The 21,687-nt window shown below is 65.9% G+C and carries 22 protein-coding genes; 11 read left to right on the top strand and 11 right to left on the bottom strand.

The annotated features are described in order from the left end of the window. Window positions 1–110: 110 nt before the first annotated feature. On the bottom strand, window positions 111–593 hold the full coding sequence (locus ACQ7JA_RS04980) for a glutathione peroxidase (protein ID WP_430895162.1): 483 nt from the start codon (window positions 591–593) through the stop codon (window positions 111–113). Between the two features lie 168 nt (window positions 594–761). Between ACQ7JA_RS04980 and ACQ7JA_RS04975 the strand changes: the two genes are divergently transcribed. Both ACQ7JA_RS04975 and ACQ7JA_RS04970 read left to right on the top strand, forming a co-directional pair. Beyond that, window positions 762–3,092, top strand: a complete 2,331-nt coding sequence (locus ACQ7JA_RS04975; protein ID WP_430895160.1) for a TonB-dependent receptor domain-containing protein — start codon at window positions 762–764, stop codon at window positions 3,090–3,092. 3 nt (window positions 3,093–3,095) lie between these two features. Then, window positions 3,096–3,782 carry a pentapeptide repeat-containing protein gene (locus tag ACQ7JA_RS04970; RefSeq protein WP_430895158.1) on the top strand — a complete coding sequence of 229 codons (687 nt, stop codon included), beginning with the start codon at window positions 3,096–3,098 and terminating at the stop codon, window positions 3,780–3,782. 4 nt (window positions 3,783–3,786) lie between these two features. Here ACQ7JA_RS04970 and ACQ7JA_RS04965 read toward each other — a convergent pair whose 3' ends face one another. The 4 genes from ACQ7JA_RS04965 to ACQ7JA_RS04950 all read right to left on the bottom strand — a co-directional run bounded on the left by ACQ7JA_RS04965 (window position 3,787) and on the right by ACQ7JA_RS04950 (window position 9,329). Continuing rightward, window positions 3,787–6,195: a TonB-dependent receptor plug domain-containing protein gene (locus ACQ7JA_RS04965; RefSeq protein WP_430895156.1), complete on the bottom strand. Its 2,409-nt coding sequence runs from the start codon at window positions 6,193–6,195 to the stop codon at window positions 3,787–3,789. Between the two features lie 169 nt (window positions 6,196–6,364). After that, window positions 6,365–6,994, bottom strand: a complete 630-nt coding sequence (locus ACQ7JA_RS04960) for a hypothetical protein (protein WP_430895154.1) — start codon at window positions 6,992–6,994, stop codon at window positions 6,365–6,367. Between the two features lie 143 nt (window positions 6,995–7,137). Further along, window positions 7,138–8,274 carry a PilT/PilU family type 4a pilus ATPase gene (locus tag ACQ7JA_RS04955; RefSeq protein ID WP_430895152.1) on the bottom strand — a complete coding sequence of 379 codons (1,137 nt, stop codon included), beginning with the start codon at window positions 8,272–8,274 and terminating at the stop codon, window positions 7,138–7,140. An 11-nt stretch (window positions 8,275–8,285) separates the two neighbouring features. Then, a complete protein-coding gene (locus ACQ7JA_RS04950) occupies window positions 8,286–9,329 on the bottom strand; it encodes a type IV pilus twitching motility protein PilT (RefSeq protein ID WP_430895150.1) in 1,044 nt (347 codons plus the stop codon). Window positions 9,330–9,407: 78 nt separating this feature from the next. Here ACQ7JA_RS04950 and ACQ7JA_RS04945 point away from each other — a divergent pair, with 78 nt between their 5' ends. From ACQ7JA_RS04945 to ACQ7JA_RS04935, 3 genes are all read left to right on the top strand, one after another. Further along, window positions 9,408–10,109 (top strand): YggS family pyridoxal phosphate-dependent enzyme, encoded by a 702-nt coding sequence (locus ACQ7JA_RS04945; protein WP_430895148.1) that lies wholly within the window; start codon window positions 9,408–9,410, stop codon window positions 10,107–10,109. Window positions 10,110–10,123: 14 nt separating this feature from the next. Beyond that, window positions 10,124–10,939 carry a pyrroline-5-carboxylate reductase gene (proC, locus tag ACQ7JA_RS04940; RefSeq protein WP_430895146.1) on the top strand — a complete coding sequence of 272 codons (816 nt, stop codon included), beginning with the start codon at window positions 10,124–10,126 and terminating at the stop codon, window positions 10,937–10,939. A 132-nt stretch (window positions 10,940–11,071) separates the two neighbouring features. Then, window positions 11,072–11,488, top strand: coding sequence for a PPC domain-containing DNA-binding protein (locus ACQ7JA_RS04935; protein WP_430895144.1), 417 nt, complete (start codon window positions 11,072–11,074; stop codon window positions 11,486–11,488). Here ACQ7JA_RS04935 and ACQ7JA_RS04930 read toward each other — a convergent pair. From ACQ7JA_RS04930 to ACQ7JA_RS04910, 5 genes are all read right to left on the bottom strand, one after another. Then, entirely contained in the window at window positions 11,485–11,787 is a 303-nt protein-coding gene (locus ACQ7JA_RS04930; RefSeq protein ID WP_430895142.1) for a hypothetical protein, read from the bottom strand. The two genes, ACQ7JA_RS04935 and ACQ7JA_RS04930, sit on opposite strands and share 4 nt — an antisense overlap. Next, complete coding sequence (locus ACQ7JA_RS04925; RefSeq protein WP_430895140.1) at window positions 11,777–12,151, bottom strand: phage holin family protein; 375 nt, start codon at window positions 12,149–12,151, stop codon at window positions 11,777–11,779. Before ACQ7JA_RS04925 ends, ACQ7JA_RS04930 begins: the two co-directional genes overlap by 11 nt. Before the next feature lies 1 nt (window position 12,152). Beyond that, complete coding sequence (locus ACQ7JA_RS04920; protein WP_258827639.1) at window positions 12,153–12,473, bottom strand: DUF883 family protein; 321 nt, start codon at window positions 12,471–12,473, stop codon at window positions 12,153–12,155. A 42-nt stretch (window positions 12,474–12,515) separates the two neighbouring features. Further along, window positions 12,516–13,370: a 4-hydroxybenzoate octaprenyltransferase gene (ubiA, locus tag ACQ7JA_RS04915; RefSeq protein WP_430895137.1), complete on the bottom strand. Its 855-nt coding sequence runs from the start codon at window positions 13,368–13,370 to the stop codon at window positions 12,516–12,518. A 91-nt stretch (window positions 13,371–13,461) separates the two neighbouring features. After that, window positions 13,462–14,892 carry a hypothetical protein gene (locus tag ACQ7JA_RS04910; protein WP_430895135.1) on the bottom strand — a complete coding sequence of 477 codons (1,431 nt, stop codon included), beginning with the start codon at window positions 14,890–14,892 and terminating at the stop codon, window positions 13,462–13,464. Between the two features lie 256 nt (window positions 14,893–15,148). Between ACQ7JA_RS04910 and ACQ7JA_RS04905 the strand changes: the two genes are divergently transcribed. From ACQ7JA_RS04905 to ACQ7JA_RS04890, 4 genes are all read left to right on the top strand, one after another. Then, window positions 15,149–16,651 (top strand): PhoX family protein, encoded by a 1,503-nt coding sequence (locus ACQ7JA_RS04905; RefSeq protein WP_430895133.1) that lies wholly within the window; start codon window positions 15,149–15,151, stop codon window positions 16,649–16,651. Window positions 16,652–16,670: 19 nt separating this feature from the next. Then, window positions 16,671–17,246: a PEP-CTERM sorting domain-containing protein gene (locus ACQ7JA_RS04900; protein ID WP_430895132.1), complete on the top strand. Its 576-nt coding sequence runs from the start codon at window positions 16,671–16,673 to the stop codon at window positions 17,244–17,246. Between the two features lie 55 nt (window positions 17,247–17,301). After that, on the top strand, window positions 17,302–17,757 hold the full coding sequence (locus tag ACQ7JA_RS04895) for a YaiI/YqxD family protein (RefSeq protein WP_430895130.1): 456 nt from the start codon (window positions 17,302–17,304) through the stop codon (window positions 17,755–17,757). A 179-nt stretch (window positions 17,758–17,936) separates the two neighbouring features. After that, the gene (locus ACQ7JA_RS04890; RefSeq protein ID WP_430895128.1) at window positions 17,937–18,737 is read left to right on the top strand and encodes a PEP-CTERM sorting domain-containing protein; all 801 of its coding nucleotides are present in this window, start codon (window positions 17,937–17,939) and stop codon (window positions 18,735–18,737) included. A 174-nt stretch (window positions 18,738–18,911) separates the two neighbouring features. Here ACQ7JA_RS04890 and ACQ7JA_RS04885 read toward each other — a convergent pair whose 3' ends face one another. Beyond that, on the bottom strand, window positions 18,912–19,853 hold the full coding sequence (locus tag ACQ7JA_RS04885) for a hydrogen peroxide-inducible genes activator (RefSeq protein ID WP_430895126.1): 942 nt from the start codon (window positions 19,851–19,853) through the stop codon (window positions 18,912–18,914). Window positions 19,854–20,022: 169 nt separating this feature from the next. On the opposite strand from ACQ7JA_RS04885, the gene ACQ7JA_RS04880 reads away from it, so the two are divergent. After that, window positions 20,023–21,207 carry a PilT/PilU family type 4a pilus ATPase gene (locus ACQ7JA_RS04880; RefSeq protein WP_430895124.1) on the top strand — a complete coding sequence of 395 codons (1,185 nt, stop codon included), beginning with the start codon at window positions 20,023–20,025 and terminating at the stop codon, window positions 21,205–21,207. A 6-nt stretch (window positions 21,208–21,213) separates the two neighbouring features. Next, window positions 21,214–21,687 carry an adenylyltransferase/cytidyltransferase family protein gene (locus ACQ7JA_RS04875; protein ID WP_430895122.1) on the top strand — a complete coding sequence of 158 codons (474 nt, stop codon included), beginning with the start codon at window positions 21,214–21,216 and terminating at the stop codon, window positions 21,685–21,687.

The following is a 21,687-nucleotide window of genomic DNA, read 5'->3' as shown; positions in this document are numbered from 1 at the left end:
CGCCCACGCGTTCAATCACGGTGATGCAGCCCACGCGAGTATTTGCAGTCCAACTATCACCGCGTGGGCGTTCGTGATCCAGGCCACTGGCCTGAATCACCCCGCCCACCCTACGCCGCTAGCAGCTTCTCGATATCGCCGGCGATCTCGCTCGGCGGCGTCTGCGGCGCATAGCGCTTGACGACTTCCCCGTCGCGCCCCACCAGGAACTTGGTGAAGTTCCACTTGATCCCTTCCGTCCCCAGCACCCCCGGCTTTTCCTGCTTCAGGTACTTGAACAGCGGATGCGCTTCGTCGCCGTTGACGTCGACCTTGGCGAACATCGGGAAGGTGACGCCATAGTTCTTCTCGCAGAAGGCGCCGATCTCGCTTTCCGTCCCCGGTTCCTGCTTGCCGAACTGGTTGCAGGGGAAGCCCAGCACGGCCAGGCCGCGCGCGCCGTACTGGCGGTGCAGCTCTTCCAGGCCCTTGTACTGCGGCGTGAAGCCGCATTCGCTGGCGGTGTTCACGACCAGGAGCACCTGGCCGCGAAAGCGGTCGAGATCAACCGGCTGGCCGTCGAGGCTATTGGCGCTGAAATCGAATACGTTCATGTCGGGCTCTATGTAAAGTTAGGTGAATAAAACCGCAGTGTAGGTCAAACCGCGCTATGGCGCTTAATCCAGTCATATGCACGTCATCCAGTCTTGTTATCTTTTGTTACAAACATTAAGAAGCCGACATGCGACAATCGCTCGCCTTAACTGTCGAGCTCGTTTTTCATGTCCATCCCACGCCAAACTGCCCACTTGCCCCGCCTGTCCCTGATCGCCCGCCTCGTCGCCGGCGCCTTCCTCGTCCCGTTCGCAGCCAACGCGCAGGAAGCGCCGCAGCAGGCCACACAGGCAGCGCCAGCGCAGGCGAAACCGGCACAGCCGGCGCCGCAGGTCGTGAGCCAGACTCCTGAAGCGCCGCCCGCCGGCGGCACCGCGGTGTCGACCGTGAACGTCACCGCGAACAAGACCACCAACCGCATCGACCGCCAGGTCTACGACGTGAAGTCCGATCCGGCCAGCTCGAACGACACCGTGGCCGACACCCTGAACAAGGTGCCTTCGGTCGGCGTCGACCCGGACGGCAACGTCACGCTGCGCGGCCGCAGCAATGTGCAGATCCTGGTGGACGGCAAGCCGTCGGCGATGTTCCAGGGCGATAACCGCGCCGCGGCGATCAATGCGATTCCCGCGGCCGACCTCGAATCGGTCGAGGTGATCAACAATCCGGGCGCGCAGTTCGGCAACGAAGGCGGCGGCGGCCCGATCCTCAACCTGGTGATGCGGCGCGAGCGCAGCCCGGGCGGCTTCGCGGCGCTCAACGCCAACATCGGCAGCGCCGGCCGCTACAACACCTCGGGCTTCGGCAGCTACACCTCGGGACGCTTCAGCGTGCAGGGCGCGGCTTACCGCCGCCACGATCACCGCGACAACACCGGCGAAACCCGCCGCGAGCGCATCGACCCGGTGACCGGGGCCGTCACCAGCAGCACCCAGTCTAGCCACGGCGTGAACAACACCGACTCGGCCGGCTTCAATGCGGGCCTGACCTATAACTGGGGCGACAAGGACGTGCTGGGCGCGACCGCCAGCTTCGCCGAGAACAATAACGATGGCGGCTCGAGCGAACGCTATCGCAGCGTGAGCGCGGCCGGCGTGGTCGACAGCGAATACGAGCGCATCACCCAGCGCGACAACAAGAACCGCAACTACAGCCTGGGCGCGCGCCTGGACCACAAGGGCGAGAAGCCCGGCGAAACCTTCAAGATGGACCTGCGCCTGTCGGGCAACGATGGCGACAGCGATGCGCGCTACAACACCGCCTATACGGTGCGTCCCCGTAACGCGAGCGCGCCCAACAGCCGCCAGGACGGCCTGAACGAGACCCGCATCGCGGACTTCACCGGCGACTACGAGCTGCCGGGCGCCCACGGCGTGATGAGGCTGGGCTACAAGGTGGCGCGCAACGAGAGCACCTTCGACAACGCCTTCTTCGACATCGGCACGGGCGGCAGCGAGAGCGTGAACACCCAGCGCACCAACCGCTTCGAGCTGACCGACATGACCTATGCGCTGTACGGCAGCTACCAGTGGCGCGTGAACGAGAAGTGGGGCGTGCAGGGCGGCCTGCGCGCGGAATACGCGGACCTCGACATGAACCAGGTCACGACCAATATCCGCGCCGGCAACCATTATTTCGACGCGATCCCGAGCGCCTTCGTCACCTACGGCCTGTCCGACGACACCACGCTGCGCCTCAGTTACGCGCACCGTATCCGCCGTCCGAACGCGGGCGAGCTGAATCCCTTCGTCGTCTACCGCGACGAACTGAACGTCTCCTCGGGCAATCCGGAGCTGCAGCCGACCAATACGGATTCGCTGGAACTGGGCGTGGAAACCAAGATCGGCAAGGTCGACACCACCGTGCGCGCCTATGCGCGCCGCGAAAGCGAGCTGATTTCCGAGCGCCGCTACCTGCTGGCGAACGACGTCCTGCTCACCACGCGCGAGAATTCGGGCAGCAGCCGCTCGGGCGGCATCGAGTTCAACTTCAGCGGCCGCGCCACCGACAAGCTGATGATCAATGTGAACGGCAACGTCGGCTATGCGGAGCAGACCGTGCTGGGAAGCGCGGCGGACGACAAGCGCTCGGCGACCTCGATCAGCGGCCGCGCGCGCATCGCCTACCAGCTGAACGGGGCGAACTTCTTCCAGCTGATGCTCAACGCCCAGGGCAAGACCCTGTTCGGCGAAGGCTACCGCCAGCCGGTGCGCACGGCCGACTTCAGCTACCGCCACAACCTGTCGCCGGCCCTGAGCCTGGTCGTCAACGTCAATGACCTGTTCGATTCGCAGAAGTCGGAGTCGATCACCGAGACCGACGTGCTGCGCGAATACAGCCTGCGCCGTTTCGGCGGCCGCATGGCCTATATCGGCCTGTCCTACCGCTTCGGCAGCTTCGGCAATGCGGGCAACCGCCGTCCGATGTTCATGGGTCCTGGCGGTCCCGGCGGCCCTGGTCCCGGCGGCTTCATGGGCGGCGGCGGTCCGGGCCGCTGATCCGTGCCACGCCAGACCATTGTCTTCAACGGCGACGCGCCGACGCGCGCCGCCGTCGAATCCTCCCTCGCTGCACATCACCTGCTGGTCTTCGAAGACTGCGACCTGTCGACCACCGACCTCTCGCGGCTCGACCTGCAGGATGCGGTCTTCCGCAACTGCCAGCTGCTTGAAACCTCCCTCTACGCCGCGAAGTTGGGCCGCACACGCTGGACGCGCTGCCGCGCCGGCCACGCCGATTTCGAATCCGCCGACCTGGTCGATGCGCTCTTCGAATCCTGCGACCTGAATAACAGCAGCTGGCGCCGCGCGCGGCTGGCCTCCTCTACCTTTCGCAGCTGTAAGCTGACCGGCGCCCGGTTCGAAGAGACCAGCCACCTCGCGCTCACTTTCGAAGACTCGCTGCTGGTCGGCGCCGACCTGCGCCGCATGTCCTTTCGCAAGGCGCTTCTCAAGGGGCTGGATTTTTCGGATGCGGACCTGTCGGGCTGCGACTTCCGGGAAGCGGTGTTCGAAGGGGGGAGCTTGCGCGACGCCCACATCAGGGACACGCGCTTCGAGGAGGCCGACCTGCGCGAGGCCGACCTGGGCGGATTGAAACTGGCGAATGCCAGGCAGTTCCTGGGGGCGACCGTCTCGGCGCGCCAGGCGGCCGAGATGGTGCGCTCGATGGGGCTGAACGTCGCCTGAGTGCTTACCAGGTGGTGCCGGCCTTCAGGTAGAAGTAGCGGCCGTTGAAGCCGTTCGGCGCCCACACGCTGTAGGGCTGGGTGCCGTTCACGTTCAGGTTGGAGCGCGAGGTCACCTGGGCCGGGTAGCGGTTGGTGACGTTGTCGATGCCGGCCGTCAGGCGCCACTGGCTGGCGATGCGCACGCTGGCGGACAGGTCGAGCACCCATTGCGGATCGTAGGTCTGGTCCAGCGCCGGGTCGTTCTGCGGCACCGTGAACTTGCCGTAGCGCGTGACGGCGGCGCGGCCGCCCCAGATGCCCTGCGTGTAGTCGCCGGAGAGGCTCAGCTTGTCTTTCGGCGAGCCGACGGTCAGGCGGTTGACGGTCTGGCGGTCCACCAGCAGCAGATTCTGCTCGGACAGCACGGCGGGCGAGGCCGCCACGCGCCGCACCTCGTTGTCGTTGTGGTTGTAGGCTGCCGTCAGGTCGGCGCGGCCGCCGCCCGCCAGGTTCAGGCGGTAGGTGCTGACGATGTCCACGCCCTTGGTGCGGGTGTCGACGGCATTGGTGAAGTAGCGTGCGGCGCCCACGTAGATGTTCTGGGCGGCCAGGGCACTGGCCAGCCGCGGCGCGTTCGCCAGCTGCAGGTTCGACGAGAACACGATGCGGTCGTCGATGTCGATGCGGTACAGGTCGACGGTCGTGGTCCAGTTGCGGGTCGGCTGCCATTGCGCGCCGATGCTCAGGTTGCGCGCCTTTTCCGCCGTCAAGGGCTGGGCGCCCAGGGCGCCGGCGGCGGCGCTGCCGACCGGGAAGGTGCCGGTTTCGACCAGGGCGCTGCTGCCGTTCACGAGCAGGGTATTGGTGGTCGTGATCGTGTAGTAGGACTGGGCCAGCGAGGGCGCACGGAAGCCGCTCGACACGGTGCCGCGCAGCGCGAAGCCCGGCGTGAAGGCATAGCGCGCCGAGGCCTTGGCCGACGTCGTGTTGCCGAAATCGCTGTAGCGCTCATGACGCAGCGCGAGGGCGCCCGACAGTTCCTTCGTGATGTCGCCTTCCAGGTTCAGGTAGACCGATTTGTTGTTGCGGCTGTTCTTGCCCGCGTTTTCAGGCCGGAAGCCCGAATAGCCTTGTGCGCCCGTGCCGAACCAGGAATTCGCTTCGCCTGCGCCGATCTCGTAGGACTCGTGGCGCGCTTCCAGGCCCAGCGCCACCGTCAGCGGCCCGCTCATGAAGGACACCGGGAACTCGCGCGCCACGTCCAGGTTGGCCAGGTTCTGCGTCGAGGTCAGTTCGCCCGCGTAGAAGCGGGTCGGGCTGGTGGCGCCCAGGCTGTAGTTGACGGTGTTGGCGACGTCCAGCTCGAAGCGGTTGCGGCCATGGTTCAGGCTCGCATCCCAGCGCCAGCCGGCCAGCTCGCCGCGCAGGCCGGTGACGATCGACGAGTCCGTGGAGGTGCTGTCCAGTAGCGGCTGGAAGCCTTCCGGGTACAGGGGCGATCGCAGCGCGGTGCGGTTGTCGTTGGTGTAGGCGGTGCGGAAGCTCGCGGCCGAGGAGGTCTCGCGCTTGCCGTAGTTGGCGAAGGCATACCAGTCGATGCTGTCGTTGATCCGCACCTGGCTGTTGAGGAAGAGCGTGCGCGGACGGCTGTCCGGATCGCCGTAGCGCTGGGTGATGCTGCCCTGGCGCGGGCCGGCGGACGGACGCGGATCGGCAAAGGAGCGGTTGGTGTAGTTGCGGTCGGCCGCTTCGACGGCCACGCGCAGCCAGCCGTCTTCGCCGAGCCTGAAGCCGGTGGAAGCGCGCACGGTGGCCTGCTCGCCGTCGCCCTTGTCGAACTGGCCGTAGACGACTTCCGCTTCACCGCCCTCGGCGCCCTTCTTCAGGATGATGTTGACCACGCCGGCGATCGCGTCCGAGCCGTATTGGGCCGCGGCGCCGTCGCGCAGCACTTCGATGCGCTCGATTGCCGCCAGCGGAATCGCGTTCAGGTCGACCGGGGCCGAGCCGCGCCCCAGGGTGCCGTTGACGTTGACGACGCTCGAGGCGTGGCGGCGCTTGCCATTCACCAGCACCAGGGTCTGGTCGGGCGACAGGCCGCGCAGCTGCGCCGGACGCACTGCGTCACTGGCGTCCGCTCCGCTCGGGCGCGGGAAGTTCATCGAGGGCAGGAGGCGTGACAGCACGGTGGCGAGCTCGCCGGAACCGGTGCTCAGCAGCTCCTTGCTGCCGATGACGTCGACGGGCGACTCGGAATCGAGAGTGCGGCGGTTCAACGAACGGGTGCCGGTGACCACTACGGATTGCAGTTCGGCGGCGGGCGCCGCTTGAGGTGTTTCCTGGGCAGAGGCGACAGGAGCGCCGAGAGAAGCGATCAGGCCGAGCACGAGAACGGCGCGGACGGGATTAGTCTGGGAATGCTTGCAGCTCATGAAATTCTTTCTTTTCTTGCATGAATAACGGCGGCACTGTGGCCGCCGAAGGGAAAGAAAGCTTATCAGTCGCTGCGTTGCAGCAGAACTATCGATTTCTCCTATGCTTATGCATGTGAAACTAGAGGGAAATGAATATTGCTCTGCAGAAAAAACTTGGATGGGAAACTCAGCGGAAGTCCGGCCGGAAGGTCACTCCCGGGCGGGTGCACTGGTCGACCGGCTTCGGCTTCAGTTCGTCCCTGTCCCGGACGTAGCATTCGTCGAACACCGAGCAGTAGCAGGCCGAGGTCTGGATATCCTTCATGCTGCCATGCAGTGCGTCGAACATCGGATTGGGGACGGACGGCTCGTCCGCCGCGAACATCGACATCATGTCCCCGGGACGCACCAGGGAGCCGACCACGTTGCCGCGGCGGTTCATCCCGATGTCCACCTTGCCCCCGGCCGCGCAGCAGGCATCGAGCAGTGCGTTCAGGTCGGCCATCGGCTTGTCCTTGTAATGCAGCTGCACCCACTCGATACGGGCCGGGCCGATGCCGCTGTTGACCAGCATGTATTCGACGCGCCTGTGTTTCTGGCCGGTCTGCGCATCCTTTTCCGATGTGCTCATATTACGCATCAGTTCGAGGTAGGGATAGCTGTTGGCGGCTACCAGCTTCTCCATCGAGTGCGCCGAGTGCAGGCCGAGCCACAGCGAGACCAGCGAGACGATGGCGGCGGCGACGCCGAGGCTGATGTCGAGCCAGCGCACGCCGGTACCGTGCGGGTGATGGTGGGGATGGCTTTCGTGTTCCACTACTGCTCCAAGAAGTTGCCTAAGGTTAAGATTGTAGCAACGGGGACGGTGGTGCAGAGGGTAGGCCGGCACGATCATGCTGGGTGCATGAAAAGAACAGGGGCGCCGAGGCGCCCCTGTGGTTTTTGCGGCAAAACGCCGGCTCAGACGATGCCGAGATGCTCCATGCCCGCCGAGAAATCGCGGTTCTTCGCGTTCTTGGAATTGAGCTTGATGTTCAGGCGCAGGTCGTTGACCGAGTCCGCATTGCGCAGCGCGTCCTCATACGAGATCTTGTCCGCCTCGTAGAGGTCGAACAGGGCCTGGTCGAAGGTTTGCATGCCCAGTTCGCGCGACTTCTTCATGATTTCCTTGATCTCGTGGACGTCGCCCTTGAAAATCAGGTCCGAGATGAGCGGGGAGTTCAGCAGGATCTCCATCGCCACCACGCGGCCCTTGGCTTCCTTCTTCGGGATCAGGCGCTGCGAGATCAGGCCCTTGAGGTTGAGCGACAGGTCCATCAGGAGCTGCTGGCGGCGCTCTTCGGGGAAGAAGTTGATGATGCGGTCCAGCGCCTGGTTAGCGCTGTTGGCGTGCAGGGTGGCCAGGCACAGGTGGCCGGTTTCCGCGAACGCGATCGCGTGCTCCATGGTCTCGCGGTCGCGGATCTCGCCGATCTGGATCACGTCCGGCGCCTGGCGCAGGGAGTTCTTCAGGGCCGCCTCGAAGCTGTCGGTGTCCACGCCCACCTCGCGCTGCGTGATCACGCAGTTGCGGTGCGGGTGGACGAATTCGACCGGGTCTTCGATGGTGATGATGTGGCCGTAGCTGTTCTCGTTGCGGTAGCCGACCATGGCCGCCAGCGTCGTCGATTTACCGGAGCCGGTCGCGCCGACCATGATGACCAGGCCGCGCTTGGTCATGATCACGTCCTTCAGCGTTTCCGGCAGGTCGAGGTCCTCGAATTTCGGAATCGTGGTGGTGATCACGCGCAGCACCATGCCCACGCAGCCCATTTGCATGAAGGCCGAGACGCGGAAGCGCCCCAGGTCGCCGGGGCTGATCGCGAAGTTCGCCTCTTTCGACAGCTCGAAGCCGGCGGCCTGCTTGTCGTTCATGATGGCGCGCGCCAGGTCGGCGGTGTGCGAGCCGGTCAGGGGCTGGCTCGACACCGGCGTCATCCTGCCGTCGATCTTGATCGCCGGCGGGAAGCCTGCGGTGATGAACAGGTCCGAACCGCCCTTGCTGGTCATCAGGCGCAGCAGGTCGAACATGAACTTGGATGCCTGGTCGCGTTCCATGCGTCTTCTCCTTAGCCCGGGAAGTTCTCGGGGATCTTGGCGGCCGAGCGGGCGGCGGCGCTGGAGATCACATTGCGGCGCACCAGGTCCGTCAGGTTCTGGTCGAGCGTCTGCATGCCGACGTTGCTGCCGGTCTGGATGGCCGAGTACATCTGGGCGATCTTCGCTTCGCGGATCAGGTTGCGGATCGCCGGGGTGCCGATCATGATCTCGTGCGCCGCCACGCGGCCGGAACCGTCCTTGGTCTTGAGCAGGGTCTGCGAGATCACGGCCTGCAGCGACTCCGACAGCATCGCGCGCACCATCTCTTTTTCTTCGGCCGGGAACACGTCGACAATACGGTCGATGGTCTTGGCGGCGGAGGAGGTGTGCAGGGTGCCGAACACCAGGTGGCCGGTTTCCGCCGCCGACAGGGCCAGGCGGATGGTTTCCAGGTCGCGCAATTCGCCCACCAGGATGCAGTCCGGGTCTTCGCGCAGCGCCGAGCGCAGCGCGTTGTTGAAGGACAGGGTGTGCGGGCCGACTTCGCGCTGGTTGATCAGGCACTTCTTGGAATCGTGCACGAACTCGATCGGATCCTCGATGGTGAGGATGTGGCCGTACTCGTTTTCGTTCAGGTGGTTCACCATCGCCGCCAGCGTGGTCGACTTGCCGGAACCGGTGGGGCCGGTCACCAGCACCAGGCCGCGCGGACGCAAGGCCAGTTCGGCGAAGATCTTCGGTGCGTTCAGCTCTTCCAGCGACAGGATCTTCGAGGGAATCGTGCGCAGCACGGCCGAGGCGCCGCGTTCCTGGTTGAAGGCATTGACGCGGAAACGCGCCAGGCCGGGAATCGCGAAGGAGAAGTCGCACTCCAGCACCTCTTCGTACTGCTTGCGCTGGCCGTCGTTCATGATGTCATAGATCATGCCGTGCACGTCCTTGTGCTCGAGCGGCGGCAGGTTGATGCGGCGCACGTCGCCGTGCACGCGGATCATCGGCGGCAGGCCGGCGGAAAGGTGCAGGTCGGAGGCCTTGTTCTTGACCGAGAAGGCGAGTAATTCGGAGATGTCCATTTATAATCCATGTGCCATGAGTGGAGCCTGGGCGAAGGTCCTCGTCTCGACTCAAAATATTTCCTATAGAAAATCATTATGTCCATAATCGCTGAGAACTTGCAAGCTGTCGAAGCGACAATCGGTGCCGCCTGCGCATCGAGCGGAAGAGGCAAAAACGAGGTCCGGTTGCTGGCCGTGTCGAAGACCTTCCCAGCGGAAGCGGTGGTCGAAGCGATGGCAGCCGGACAACGTGCCTTCGGCGAAAACTATCTGCAGGAAGGCCTCGACAAGATGCAGGAAGTGGCGCGCCTGCAACCGGATACCCCCATCGAGTGGCATTTCATCGGTCCGATCCAGAGCAACAAGACGCGGCCCATCGCGACGCACTTCCAGTGGGTGCACACGGTGGAGCGCCTGAAGATCGCCCAGCGCCTGTCCGAACAGCGCCCCGAGGAACTCGGCCCGCTCGACATCTGCATCCAGGTCAACATCAGCGGGGAGGCCAGCAAGAGCGGCGCCGGCGAGGACGAATTGCCGGAGCTGGCGCGCCTGGTCGCCGCGCTGCCGAACCTGCGCCTGCGCGGCCTGATGGCGATCCCCGAGGCGACGAAAGACGAAGCGCAGCAGCGCGCCGCCTTTGCACGCCTGCGCACGCTGTTCGAGGCCTTGCGCGCGCAAGGCCTCGCGCTCGACACCCTCTCGATGGGCATGTCGGGCGACCTGAAGGCGGCGGTGGCGGAAGGCGCGACCATCGTGCGCATCGGCAGCGCCATCTTCGGCGCCCGCCACTACGAATAATTCAAAGGAAGAGCATGAAGATTGCATTCATCGGCGGCGGCAATATGGCCACGGCCCTGATCGCCGGCCTGGCCGGCCAACTGACGGGCGCCGGCAGCCTGCACGTGGTCGACCCGAATGCCGAGGCGCTCGAGCGCCTGGCGGCCCAGTACGGCGTGAGCACCGCGAACGGCATCGACGTGCAGGTATCCAGCGCCGACGTGATCGTGCTGGCGGTGAAGCCGCAGCAGATGCGCGAGGTGGCGCACCAGCTGGCTCCCCAGTTGGGCAACCAGCCGCTCGTGCTCTCGATCGCGGCCGGCATCCGCATCAATGATCTCTCGCGCTGGCTGGGCGGCTATGCCCGCATCGTGCGCGCCATGCCGAACACCCCGGCCCTGATCGCCATGGGCATCACCGGCATGGTCGCGCAGGAGGGCGTGGACGCCGCGCAGCGCGAGGCCGCCGACAAGGTGATGACCGCGGTTGGCCAGACCGTGTGGCTGGACAATGAAGATCTGATCGATCCGGTGACGGCGGTGTCGGGCAGTGGCCCGGCCTATGTCTTCTACTTCCTGGAGGCGATGCAGCAGGCGGCGCGCGAGATGGGGCTGGACGAGGAGCAGGGCAGGAAGCTGGCGCTGGCCACCTTCACCGGCGCGGCCCAGCTGGCGGCCCAGACCGGCGACCCGGTCGACGTCCTGCGCCAGCGCGTGACCTCGAAGGGCGGCACGACGCATGCGGCCATCACCAGCATGGAAGCGGCGGGCGTGAAGGAAGCCATCGTCGCCGCCATGAAGGCGGCGGCGGCGCGCGGCCGCGAGCTGGGCGACGAGCTGGGGAATCCGTAGGGTGGACGGCTGTGCCGTCCGCGCGTTCAACCAGTTGGTGAATGGACGATACGTCTGCTCGTGTGGGAGTTGAACGCGCGGACGTTCGCAATTCCGGGCACTGCCCGAAATTGCCCCGTCCACCCTACATCTATGCGATATCTACCTATACGACTTCACCCGAACCAGGACCTGCGCGCCGCGCTGGAGGCGCAGCTCGCGCAGGAAAACGTGCGCGCCGCCTTTGTGGTGCAGGGCATCGGCAGCCTGGGCACGGCGATGATTCGGTTTGCGGGAATGAGCGACGCGACGCCGCTGCGTGGCGACATGGAGATCCTCACGCTGTCCGGCACGCTGTCGCCGGATGGCGCCCACCTGCACATCACCGTGGCCGACGCGCAGGGGCAGGTCCTGGGCGGACACGTGGCGCCCGGTTGCATCGTCCGCACGACGGCGGAGATCCTGGTGGCGCTGCTGCCGGACTACGGCTTCAGCCGTGAGCACGATAGTGAATCCGGCTGCAAGGAGCTGGTGATCCGGACGCAGGCGCGTCCGGATGCTTCCGGCTAGTGGATCTCGAAACCCTTCCAGCGCAGGATAGGGAGCAGCTTCTGGGCGAACTGGTAGGCCGAGACGGCGGCCGTCACGGCGCCGACCGCCCACTTGGGACGGGTGATGAACAGGCCCGCCGCCACGCCGCCGACGATCAGCGCCGCCTTCTTGTGGCGGATCGCGTAGGCGGGAATGGCCCCGAACGTCGCGGGCGAGGCGAGCTGCGAGTAGTCCTGCGCGAGCAGGGCGCGCTGGTCGGCGCAACGGGCGACCAGCGCTTCGCGGCGCGCGGCCAGCTCCTGCGGTTTAGAGGCCATCGGCTTGCTCTCCCTTGAGCGCGGCGGCATCCTTGCGCAGCTCGCCCAAGGTGGCGGGCAGGAAGGGCGGACGCGCGGCCAGGCCGGCGCGCAGCTTCGCCACCGCGAACACGGCGCCCAGTGCGAACAGCAGCGTCATGCCGCCCACCGCCTCCAGGCGATGGGTGTCCCAGAACAGCACCAGCACGAACAGCACCGCCAGGGCCAGGGCGAACAGCCCCAGCACCGCAGCGGCGGCCGCCCAGGCCAGGTAGCCGAACAGGCGGTGCGTGCCTTCCTGGAGCTCGATCGTGGCCAGCTCGATGCGCGTGCGCAGCAAGTCGACCAGATTGGCCCCGAACTGCCGAAGCGCCGCGGTGATCATCTCAGCGACGCGCGATCAGCATGCCGATCACGACGCCGACGGCGGCGCCCAGGCCCACGGACTTCCATGGGTTCTCGTGGACGTATTCGTCGGTGGCGCGCGCCGCTTCCTTGGTCTTCTCGACCACGGTCTGCTGGTATTCGGCCAGGCCTTCCTTGGCCGCCGACAGGGTCTGCTCGAACTTCGCCTTGGCCGCCTTCAGCTCGTCGCCGGTCAGCTGGCCGCCATTGCGCAGCCAAGCTTCCGCGTCCTGGATCACGGTCTTCAGGTCGGACATCAGTTGCTCGCGGGTGCCGGTTTGGGTCGGGATCTTTTCCATCATGGTGGGGCCTCTCTAAGTTGAAGGAATGCTTTTTGTGCAATATTAACCGATTGCATAGTCGAGTGCGACTCCGATGAACAGTGCGGCCCCTAGCCAGTTGTTGTGGCGGAAGGCCTTGAAGCAGTCCATGCGGTCGCGGTGCCGGATCAGGGTGTAATGGTAGAGCGCCAGGCCGGCCGCCACCACGACGCCGGCCACGAACCACCAGCGCAGGCCGAGGTACCAGCCGCACGCCAGGTCGATGGCGAGGGCCGCGCCGTAGCACAGCATCACGGCGGCCACGTCGAAGCGCCCGAAGGTGATGGCCGAGGTGCGGATGCCGATCTTGAGGTCGTCGTCGCGGTCGACCATCGCGTACTCGGTGTCGTAGGCCACAGCCCAGAACACGTTCGCCGCCAGAAGCCACCAGGCCACCGCCGGCACGGCGTTCTGGACGGCGGCGAAGGCCATCGGAATGCCGAAGCCGAAGGCGATCCCCAGGTAGGCCTGGGGAATCGCGAAGAAGCGCTTGAAATAGGGGTAGGTGCCGGCCACGATCAGGGCCAGCACCGACAGCTGCTTGGTCAGCGCGTTCAGCGGCAGGATCAGCAGAAACGAGATCAGCGACAGCACGGCCGCCACCATCACCGCTTCCCAGCCGCGGATCTTGCCGCTGGTGAGCGGGCGGTCGACGGTGCGCTTGACGTGCTTGTCGAAGTCGCGGTCGGCGTAGTCGTTGATGGCGCAGCCGGCGGAGCGCATCAGGGCGGTGCCGAGCGCGAAGATCGCCAGCACTCCCATGTCCGGCACGCCGCCGGACGCCATCCACAAGGCCCACAGGGTGGGCCAGAGCAGCAGGAGGATGCCGATCGGCTTGTCGGCACGGACCAGGCGGAAGTAGAGCGCCAGCTTGTTCATTGGATCGTCGCGTCTTGTCCAGCAAGAACTGTTGAGCAGAAGACAGCGATTTTACGGCTTTTGCGGCTGGCGCGCCGTCTTGACAGGCCCCTCAGTTGCCGGGCGCCCGCTCGCGCACGGTCGCATCGGCCGTGATCAGGCCTTCGTTCGCGTCGTGGGTGTGGGTGCCGGGCAGGTTCTCGGTATTCGCCACCAGCCAGTTTGAACCGAAGAAGGCGAGGGCGCGCACCTGGTTGGCGCGCGGGCCGGTCGGCACGGTGAGCCGCGTAAAGGCGCCGGTGGCGGACAGCCGCGCCAGCAGCGGCGCGCTCGGATCGATCACGCTTTCGCCGGTCGGGTTCTGGGTGTAGTTGGTGGCGCCGGCCAGCAGCACGCCGCCGTCGGCCAGGGGCAAGAGGTCGAGGACGGCGTCGCCACGCTCGACGTCGATCACGCGGTAATCGGCAGGCCGCGTGCCAAGCGCGTCGGCGCGTGCGAACCAGCCGTCCCAGCCGGCCCAGTCGCTCGACTGCGTGCTGCGTACCCGGCCGCCCAGCAGCAGCGATTCGCCGCCCCATTTGATCGTGTGCAGCTCCCCCTTGTTGCGCAAGTCGATGGTTTGAAAGCGCAGGCGGCGGCCGTTCGGATCGAGGGTGGTGAGCATGACGCCGTAGCTGAGCCCACCCGGAATCGACTCGCCGAAGTAGAAGGCGTGCGCATCGGCCGCGTCGCTGCGCGGACTGGCCAGCACGCCGACCGCGATCCGGCCCGCCGCGTCCATGTCCATGAACACCTTCCAGTGGTTTTCGATGCCCTCGAAGGGATCGAAGCTGCCTGTCGTCGGCCGTTGCGCATCGAGATGCACGCCTGGCTCGACCAGGGTGCGCCAGCGCTGCTGGAATGCGCCGGCCTGGTAGTCGATCCGGTAGGCCACCACGTTGTTGCCGCCGGCGCGGATCACCAGTCCGAGCGCTTCGCCCGACGGCGCCAGGCGCGCCGCGTCGCGGGTCTTCCATGGCGCCAGGTCGCGGCGGTCGCGAACCGAGGTCGGCGTGCCGTAATAGCGGTCCAGTGCGACCTGCGGATCGGCGATGTCGTAGGTGGCAAGAAGCTTGCCGGCCGCGTCGATGCGCATCAAACGCAATCTGGCGCCGTCGGACAGCACGACGCTGGCCTGGCCTGATGGGTGCAGGGCCATGTCGACCAGGGTCCAGCCGGCCGGCGGCGCCCAGGTGAAGAGCGGCTTGCCGGCGCCGTCCAGGGCGCGCACGGTGCGTTCCATGACCACCACTTCCATGAAGGGATGCGGTTTTTCGGTGAGCACCAGCCAGGCCTTGTCGTTCGCGCGCACCTTGAGCACGGTCGCGCCGGTGAAGCGCGCCTCGATCGGCGCGCGCGGGGGCGCCGGTTGGCCGGGCGGTGGCGCGGAGCCGTCCTCGCCGCCACCGCCGCCACCGCCGCCACAGCCGGCCAGGGCCAGGATCAGCGCGCAGGCGGCCAGGCGAAGAGTGGACGGGGAAGGCGTAGCGGGGCGGATCGGCATGACGGGCTCGTTGAAGGGAATCGGGCAGCAAAGTCTACGCAAGCGGCGAAGTTTGCATGTCGGGACTTGTTCGCGGAATCGTCATGGAATTGCCGAAATCTGTCGTGATGTCATTACAGCGACATCTGCATGTCCGCCTGAAAAGTTGCCATTTTGTTGTCATGGAACGGACATCTTCGTTTGCTTTAATGCATCGGCCAGACCAGACCAATACCGCCGGGGGGAGCCGGCGCCACTCACACACGGGAGATGCACAATGACTGACAAGGACATGTCGCCGAGCCGGCGCAATCTGCTCAAGGGCCTGGCCGGTTCGACCGCGCTGCCTTTCGTTTCCGCCTTCGCCGCGCTGCAGTCGCAGCAGGCCATGGCCGCGAACGGCGCCACCACCCTGGTCGACAGCCCCTACGGCCCGATCGCCCCGGTGAACGACATCACGACCGGCCTGCCGCTGCTGCAGCTGCCGGTGGGCTTCACCTACAAAAGCTTCGGCTGGCGCGGCGACCTGATGACGGACGGCCGCGCCTGCCCGGGCGGCCACGACGGCATGGGCGTGGTCCTGTCGCGCAAGGTCGGCCGCAGCACCGAGCTGGTGCTGGTACGTAACCACGAGATCGGCGGCACCTCGCCGAGCAACGTCCTGAACGCGAGCGGCGTCTATGACGGCGGCACGACGGGCGGCGGCTCGAGCAACAGGTTCGGCGGCGGCACCACCAACCTGCTGTTCCGCGACGGTAACTGGGTCAGCATGACCCCGAGCCTGGGCGGCACCCAGACCAACTGTGCCGGCGGCATCACTCCCTGGGGCACCTGGCTGAGCTGCGAGGAAGTCGGCTCGGACAGCGTCAGCGCCTCGGGCAAGAAGCACGGCTACGTGTTCGAGGTGCATTCGGATCCGCGCCTCACCACCGGCCAGCCGATCGTCGGCATGGGCCGCTTCGCCCACGAAGCCGCCGCTGTCGACCCGGCCACCGGCATCGTCTACCAGACCGAGGATTCCTCGGGCAAGTCGGGCTTCTACCGCTATGTGCCGGACATCCGCACCGGCGCGCCGGGCAGCCTGGCCATGGGCGGCGTGCTGCAGATGGCCAAGGTCAAGGGCGTCAATAACGTCAACCTGGCCAATGTGCCGGTGGACATGAAGTTCGAACTGGAATGGGTCACCATCCCCCGTCCCGACGCCAACCGCGGCGACGCGACCGGTCCGAGCGGCGTGCGCATCACCGGGGCGGCCGGTCCCTTCGTGCAGGGATGGGAGCAGGGCGCGGCGCGCATGAACCGCGGCGAAGGCATCTGGTACGCCCAGGGCAAGATGTACGTGATGGACACCTCGGGCGGCGCCGTGCAGCGCGGCAGCATCTGGGAACTCGATCTGGTGAGCCAGGTCCTGACCTGCATCTACTCGAGCCCCAGCCAGCTGGTCGGCAATATGGGCGACAACCTGACGGTCAGCCCGCGCAACGCCATCCTGATCTGCGAAGACGCCTCGACCGCCGCCACCGACCCCTTCGGTTTCGGCCAGCGCCTGATGGGCCTGACCGGCCTGGGCGACGCTTACATCTTCGCCAAGAACAACATCAACCTCAGCAGCGCCCAACTGAGCGCCGCCGGCAAGCTGGCCTCGCTCGCGGGCGACCAGCGCGGCAACGAGTTCGCCGGCGCCTGCTTCGACCCGACCGGCCGCTACCTCTTCGTCAACATCCAGACCCCGGGCATCACCTTCGCCATCACCGGTCCCTGGGCCAAGGGCCCGCTGTAATCATTCATTGGAGAACACCATGACATTCGCCAAACTGCTGGCTTTCGCCGGCGCCCTGACCCTGTCTTGCGCCGCCAACGCCGCCCTGCTCAGCGCCAGCACCGGTTCCAATCCGGTCAGCAACTACAGCGGCGCCGGTTCGGCTTCCTTCGACCTGGACCTGCAGGACTTCAGCAGCAAGAGCCTGACCTTCACGCTGGAAGAGGACGACCTGCTGGGTCCCCTGAGCTTCGATGCCCTGGTGCGCAACCTGGCCGGCGCCGCGCTGAACCGCTTCACCTTCAGCCTGCAGGGCATCCGCTTCGCCGCGCCCGGCACGGTGACCCCGGCCTTCGGCAACATCGAGCGGGTCGACAGCGGAGCATTTGCCGCCGGCATCAGCTTCGCTGCGCCAGAGTATGCCGAGTTCCAGTTCGGCGACGTGTTCGGCAATGCCGGCGCGGCCGACTGGCTGCTCGATACCGCCGGCCTGCGCGCGGGCGACACCTTCACCATCACCGCCACCGTGCCGGAACCTTCGTCGGCCGCCCTGGTGCTGCCGATGCTGTGCATGGCCAGCCTGATGGCCGCCGCGCGCCGCCGCAAGAAGGACTGATCAGGGCAGGGCTTGCCGGTACAATCGCTGCTTTACCGACAAGCCCTTCACACACATGCACATCTGGGTCGATGCCGATGCCTGTCCGGGCTCAATCAAGGACATCCTGTTCCGCGTGGCCGAGCGCCTGCAGCTGAACGTCACGCTGGTGGCCAATCAGCTGATCAAGGTCCCCGGTTCGCGCGTCATCCGCGCCCTGCAGGTGCCGGCCGGGCCGGATGAGGCCGATGCCGAAATCGTCGCGCGCGTGGAAGCCGGCGACATCGTGGTGACTGGCGACATTCCACTCGCCGCCCAGGTGCTCGAGAAGGGCGGCCTGCCGCTCAATCCGCGCGGCGAGTGGTACACCAAGGACACGATCGCCCAGCAGCTCTCCATGCGCGCCTTCATGGAAGAGCTGCGCAGCAGCGGTGTCGACACCGGCGGACCAGCCGCCTTCAGCCAGGCCGACAGCCGGAATTTCGCGAATGCCCTCGACCGTGAACTGGCGCGCCGTGTCCGCAAGGAATGAGCAGGCTGGCTTTATGCAGTCGGAATAATTGACACTCTCGGTCGGCGGCGCTTGCGTATTTACGCCAAGTGCCTGATTTCTTTGGCAGTGCGCGAGCTGGCCCGCGAATTGCTCTGTTCTTCTTGTCTCACGCCGCCAAGCCGTGCTTGGCCAATGGGTCTTGCCTGAAGGAGAACAATATGAAGCGCGCAACCAGAACGCTCTTTACAGCAGTGGCAATTTCCGCAGCAAGCCCGGCATTTGCGGGCCTGATGTACGTAACGGGCCAGCAAACCACCGGCACCGGCCTCGGCAATGTTTCGACCGTCGTGACCGTGCAGGACAACGGCCCCGGCGACAGTGCCCGCAAACCGAAGGCGAACGCCAACGTGAACGATAACGGACCCGACCCGAGAAAGCACAATGGGCTCGAGTCCGGCTGCGTGGCCTTCAACGCGGGCAATCCCAACAAGCCGCTGGAGGACTGCGGCGAAGGTCTCGAGGGCGGCGACAACCATGCGGGCAGCGGCGGCAACAATACCTGGCAGCTGTCGGCGATCGACAAACTGGCCAACGCCGGCCAGCTCGGCCTGGTCGTCAACATCAGCGAGGGCGGGCCGGGCAATACCGCGGTCCTGAACCGCCTCTACCTCAGCCTGTTCAACACGAGCTCCAACATGACCATGTACTTCAGCTATGGGGGCATCCCCCTGGAGCTGGGCGAAGGCGGCGGCATCGGCCAGTCGGGCATGTTCCGTTTCGTGCTGGACAATGACAGCGCGCAGGACGCCATGGAGTTCTGCCAGAACCTGACCCAGTGCATCCTCGGCGCCGGCATCGAGTTCGCGTCGGGGACGACAGAGTCGACGCCGGAAACCGTCTATGTCGGCGCCTTCGAACGCCGGGTCGCGGTGCCGGAACCGCTGTCGCTGGCGCTGCTCGGCGCAGGCTTGATCGGCATGGGCGCCGCCTCGCGCCGGCGTGTGCGCAAGAACGGTTGAGGCGCCGGAACAACGATTCCATGCACTGTTTTCGCCTCGACTGGCGCTACAGCGATGACATGGCGTTCTCGAGCGGAACGACCGTGGCGCTGGACCGGGCAGACCCGCTTCGTGATCAATCCGCCGCGGGCGCCCGACCCGGGGCAGTCCACGATGCTGGGCGCCGGCACTGACTCAGGCTGCGGCTTCCAGCATCACCATCTCGATCCCCGGCAGCTTGCAGTCGCCCACCGCCTTGGCCACCGCGTCGATCGCGGCGCGCCGGGTGAAGCTCTTGCGCCACACGATGACGACGCGGCGCGAGGGCGCGGGGTCGGAGAAGGGGACGTAGGTCAGCAGGCCGTTCGGGTCGTGCATGTCGGCCACCGAGGCGCGCGGGAGCACGGTCAGGCCGATGCCGCTGGCCACCATGTGGCGGATGGTCTCGAGCGAAGAACCTTCGAAGGTCCGCTGCATGCCGTTGCCGGGCGAGGAGTAGCGCGCCATCTCCGGGCACACTTCCAGCACCTGGTCGCGGAAGCAGTGGCCGGCGCCCAGCAGCAGCATGGTTTCGAGCTTCAGGTCGTCGGCCGGGATTTCCTTGCGCTTGGCCCAGGGGTGGGTGCGCGGCATGGCGACCACGAAGGGTTCGTCGTACAGGGTCTGCATCGACATGCCGTGGTCCGGCAAGGGCAGGGCCACGATGGCGGCGTCGAGCTCGCCCTGGCGCAGCAGTTCGAGCAGCTTGTGCGTGTAGTTCTCCTGCAGCACCAGCGGCATCTGCGGCACGGTGTCGATCAGGCGTTTTACCAGGGGCGGCAGCAGGTAGGGGCCGATGGTGTAGATCACGCCCAGGCGCAGCGGCCCGGCCAGCGGGTCCTTGTTCTGCTTGGCCAGTTCCTTGATGGCGGCGGTCTGCTCCAGCACGCGCTCGGCCTGGGCCACGATCTGGGCGCCCAGCGGCGTCACCGAGACTTCGGAGCCGCCGCGTTCGAACAGGGTCACGCCGAGCTCGTCTTCGAGCTTCTTGATCGCGACGGACAGGGTGGGTTGGGCTACGAAGCAGGCTTCGGCAGCATGGCCAAAGTGTTTGGCGCGCGCGACGGCGACGATGTATTTCAGCTCGGTCAGTGTCATAGGTTCTCTTGCCCGGGTTAGTGCCACTGTATTGACGTTTATCCTGACACAATGTTGGCTATTAGTCAGCCACGATTTCATATTCTATCGAAATCGACTGCGTCGCACCGCATCGACATCTATATAATTGCCGGGCAGGAAGTTAGCCTGTGTTCTCGCGAGGTACCCCATGTCGTCGACCTTCGGCCCGGCGGAAGCCCAGGCCTATATCCACAAGCTGCTGACGGTGATGCACCACCAGGGCGGCTCCGACCTCTTCATTTCCAGCGATTTCCCGCCCAGTATGAAGCACCAGGGCGCGATGAAGCCCCTGAGCCAGCAGCGCCTGTCCGGCGAAGTCACCCGGGCGCTCGCCCTGTCGCTGATGAACGAGCGCCAGCGCGCCGAGTTCGAAGCCGAGATGGAGTGCAATTTCGCGATCTCGCTGCCCGGCGTGTGCCGCTTCCGCGTCAACGTCTTCGTGCAGCAGCAGAGCGTGGGCATGGTGGTGCGCACCATCGCTTCCGAGATCCCGAACTTCGAGAAGCTCGACCTGCCCGAGGTGCTGAAAGAGGTCGTGATGACCAAGCGCGGCCTGGTGCTGGTGGTCGGCGGCACCGGCTCCGGCAAGTCCACCACGCTGGCGGCCATGATCGACTACCGCAACAGCAATTCGGCCGGCCACATCATCACGGTGGAAGACCCGGTCGAGTACGTCCACAAGAACAAGAATTGCCTTGTCACGCACCGCGAGGTGGGCGTGGACACCCATTCCTGGCACAACGCCCTGAAGAACACGCTGCGCCAGGCGCCGGACGTGATCCTGATCGGCGAGATCCGCGACACCGAGACCATGGAACACGCGATCGCCTTCGCCGAGACCGGCCACCTGTGCCTGGGCACGCTGCACGCGAACAATGCCAACCAGACGCTCGACCGCATCATCAACTTCTTCCCGGAAGAGCGCCGCAACCAGTTGCTGATGGACCTCTCGTCGAACCTGCGCGCGGTGGTCTCGCAGCGCCTGATCCGGACGGAGGACGGCAAGGGCCGCAAGGCGGCCATCGAGATCCTCCTGAACACCCCGACCATCAGCGAGATGATCCTTAAGGGGAACTTCCAGAACATCAAGGAGATCATGCACAAGTCGCGCGAACTGGGCATGTGCACCTTCGACCAGGCGCTGTACGAGCTCTACAACAAAGGCTATATCGGCTACGACGAAGCGATCCGCAATGCCGACTCGGCCAACGGCCTGCGCCTGCAGATCAAGCTGTCCGGCGAGCGCAAGGGGCCGGGCGAGGGCGGAGGCGCCTCGCCCTCGCTGTCCATGGCGATCGAGGAAGAACCGAAAGACGACGTTCCCAACACCTGAATATTTATGCCAGCATTCGAAACCAAGATCTGCACGCGCGCCGAGCTGGCGCAGCGTATCGCCGCATTACCCAAACCGGTGGTGCTCACCAACGGCGTGTTCGACATCCTGCACCGCGGCCACGTGACCTATCTGGCCCAGGCGCGCGAGCTGGGCGCTTCGCTGGTGGTGGCCGCGAATACCGATGCGTCGGTCAAGCGCCTGGGCAAGGGCGACGACCGCCCGCACAATACCCTGGCCGACCGCATGGCGGTGCTGGCGGCGCTGGAGTCGGTCAGCCTGGTGGTGGACTTCGACGAGGACACCGCGCTGGAAGTGGCGCTCGAGGCGAAGCCCGAAATCTACGCCAAGGGCGGCGACTACGACATGAGCGCTATCCCTGAGGGACAGGCCGTGCTGGCCTACGGCGGCCGCGCCGTGGCCATCGACTTCGAGCACGATCGCTCGACGACCAAACTCGTCGCCAAGATCCGCGGCTAG

Source organism: Massilia sp. BKSP1R2A-1 (assembly GCF_050586525.1).
Classification (GTDB): domain Bacteria; phylum Pseudomonadota; class Gammaproteobacteria; order Burkholderiales; family Burkholderiaceae_D; genus Telluria.
This window is presented reverse-complemented; position numbering and strand designations above follow the sequence as displayed.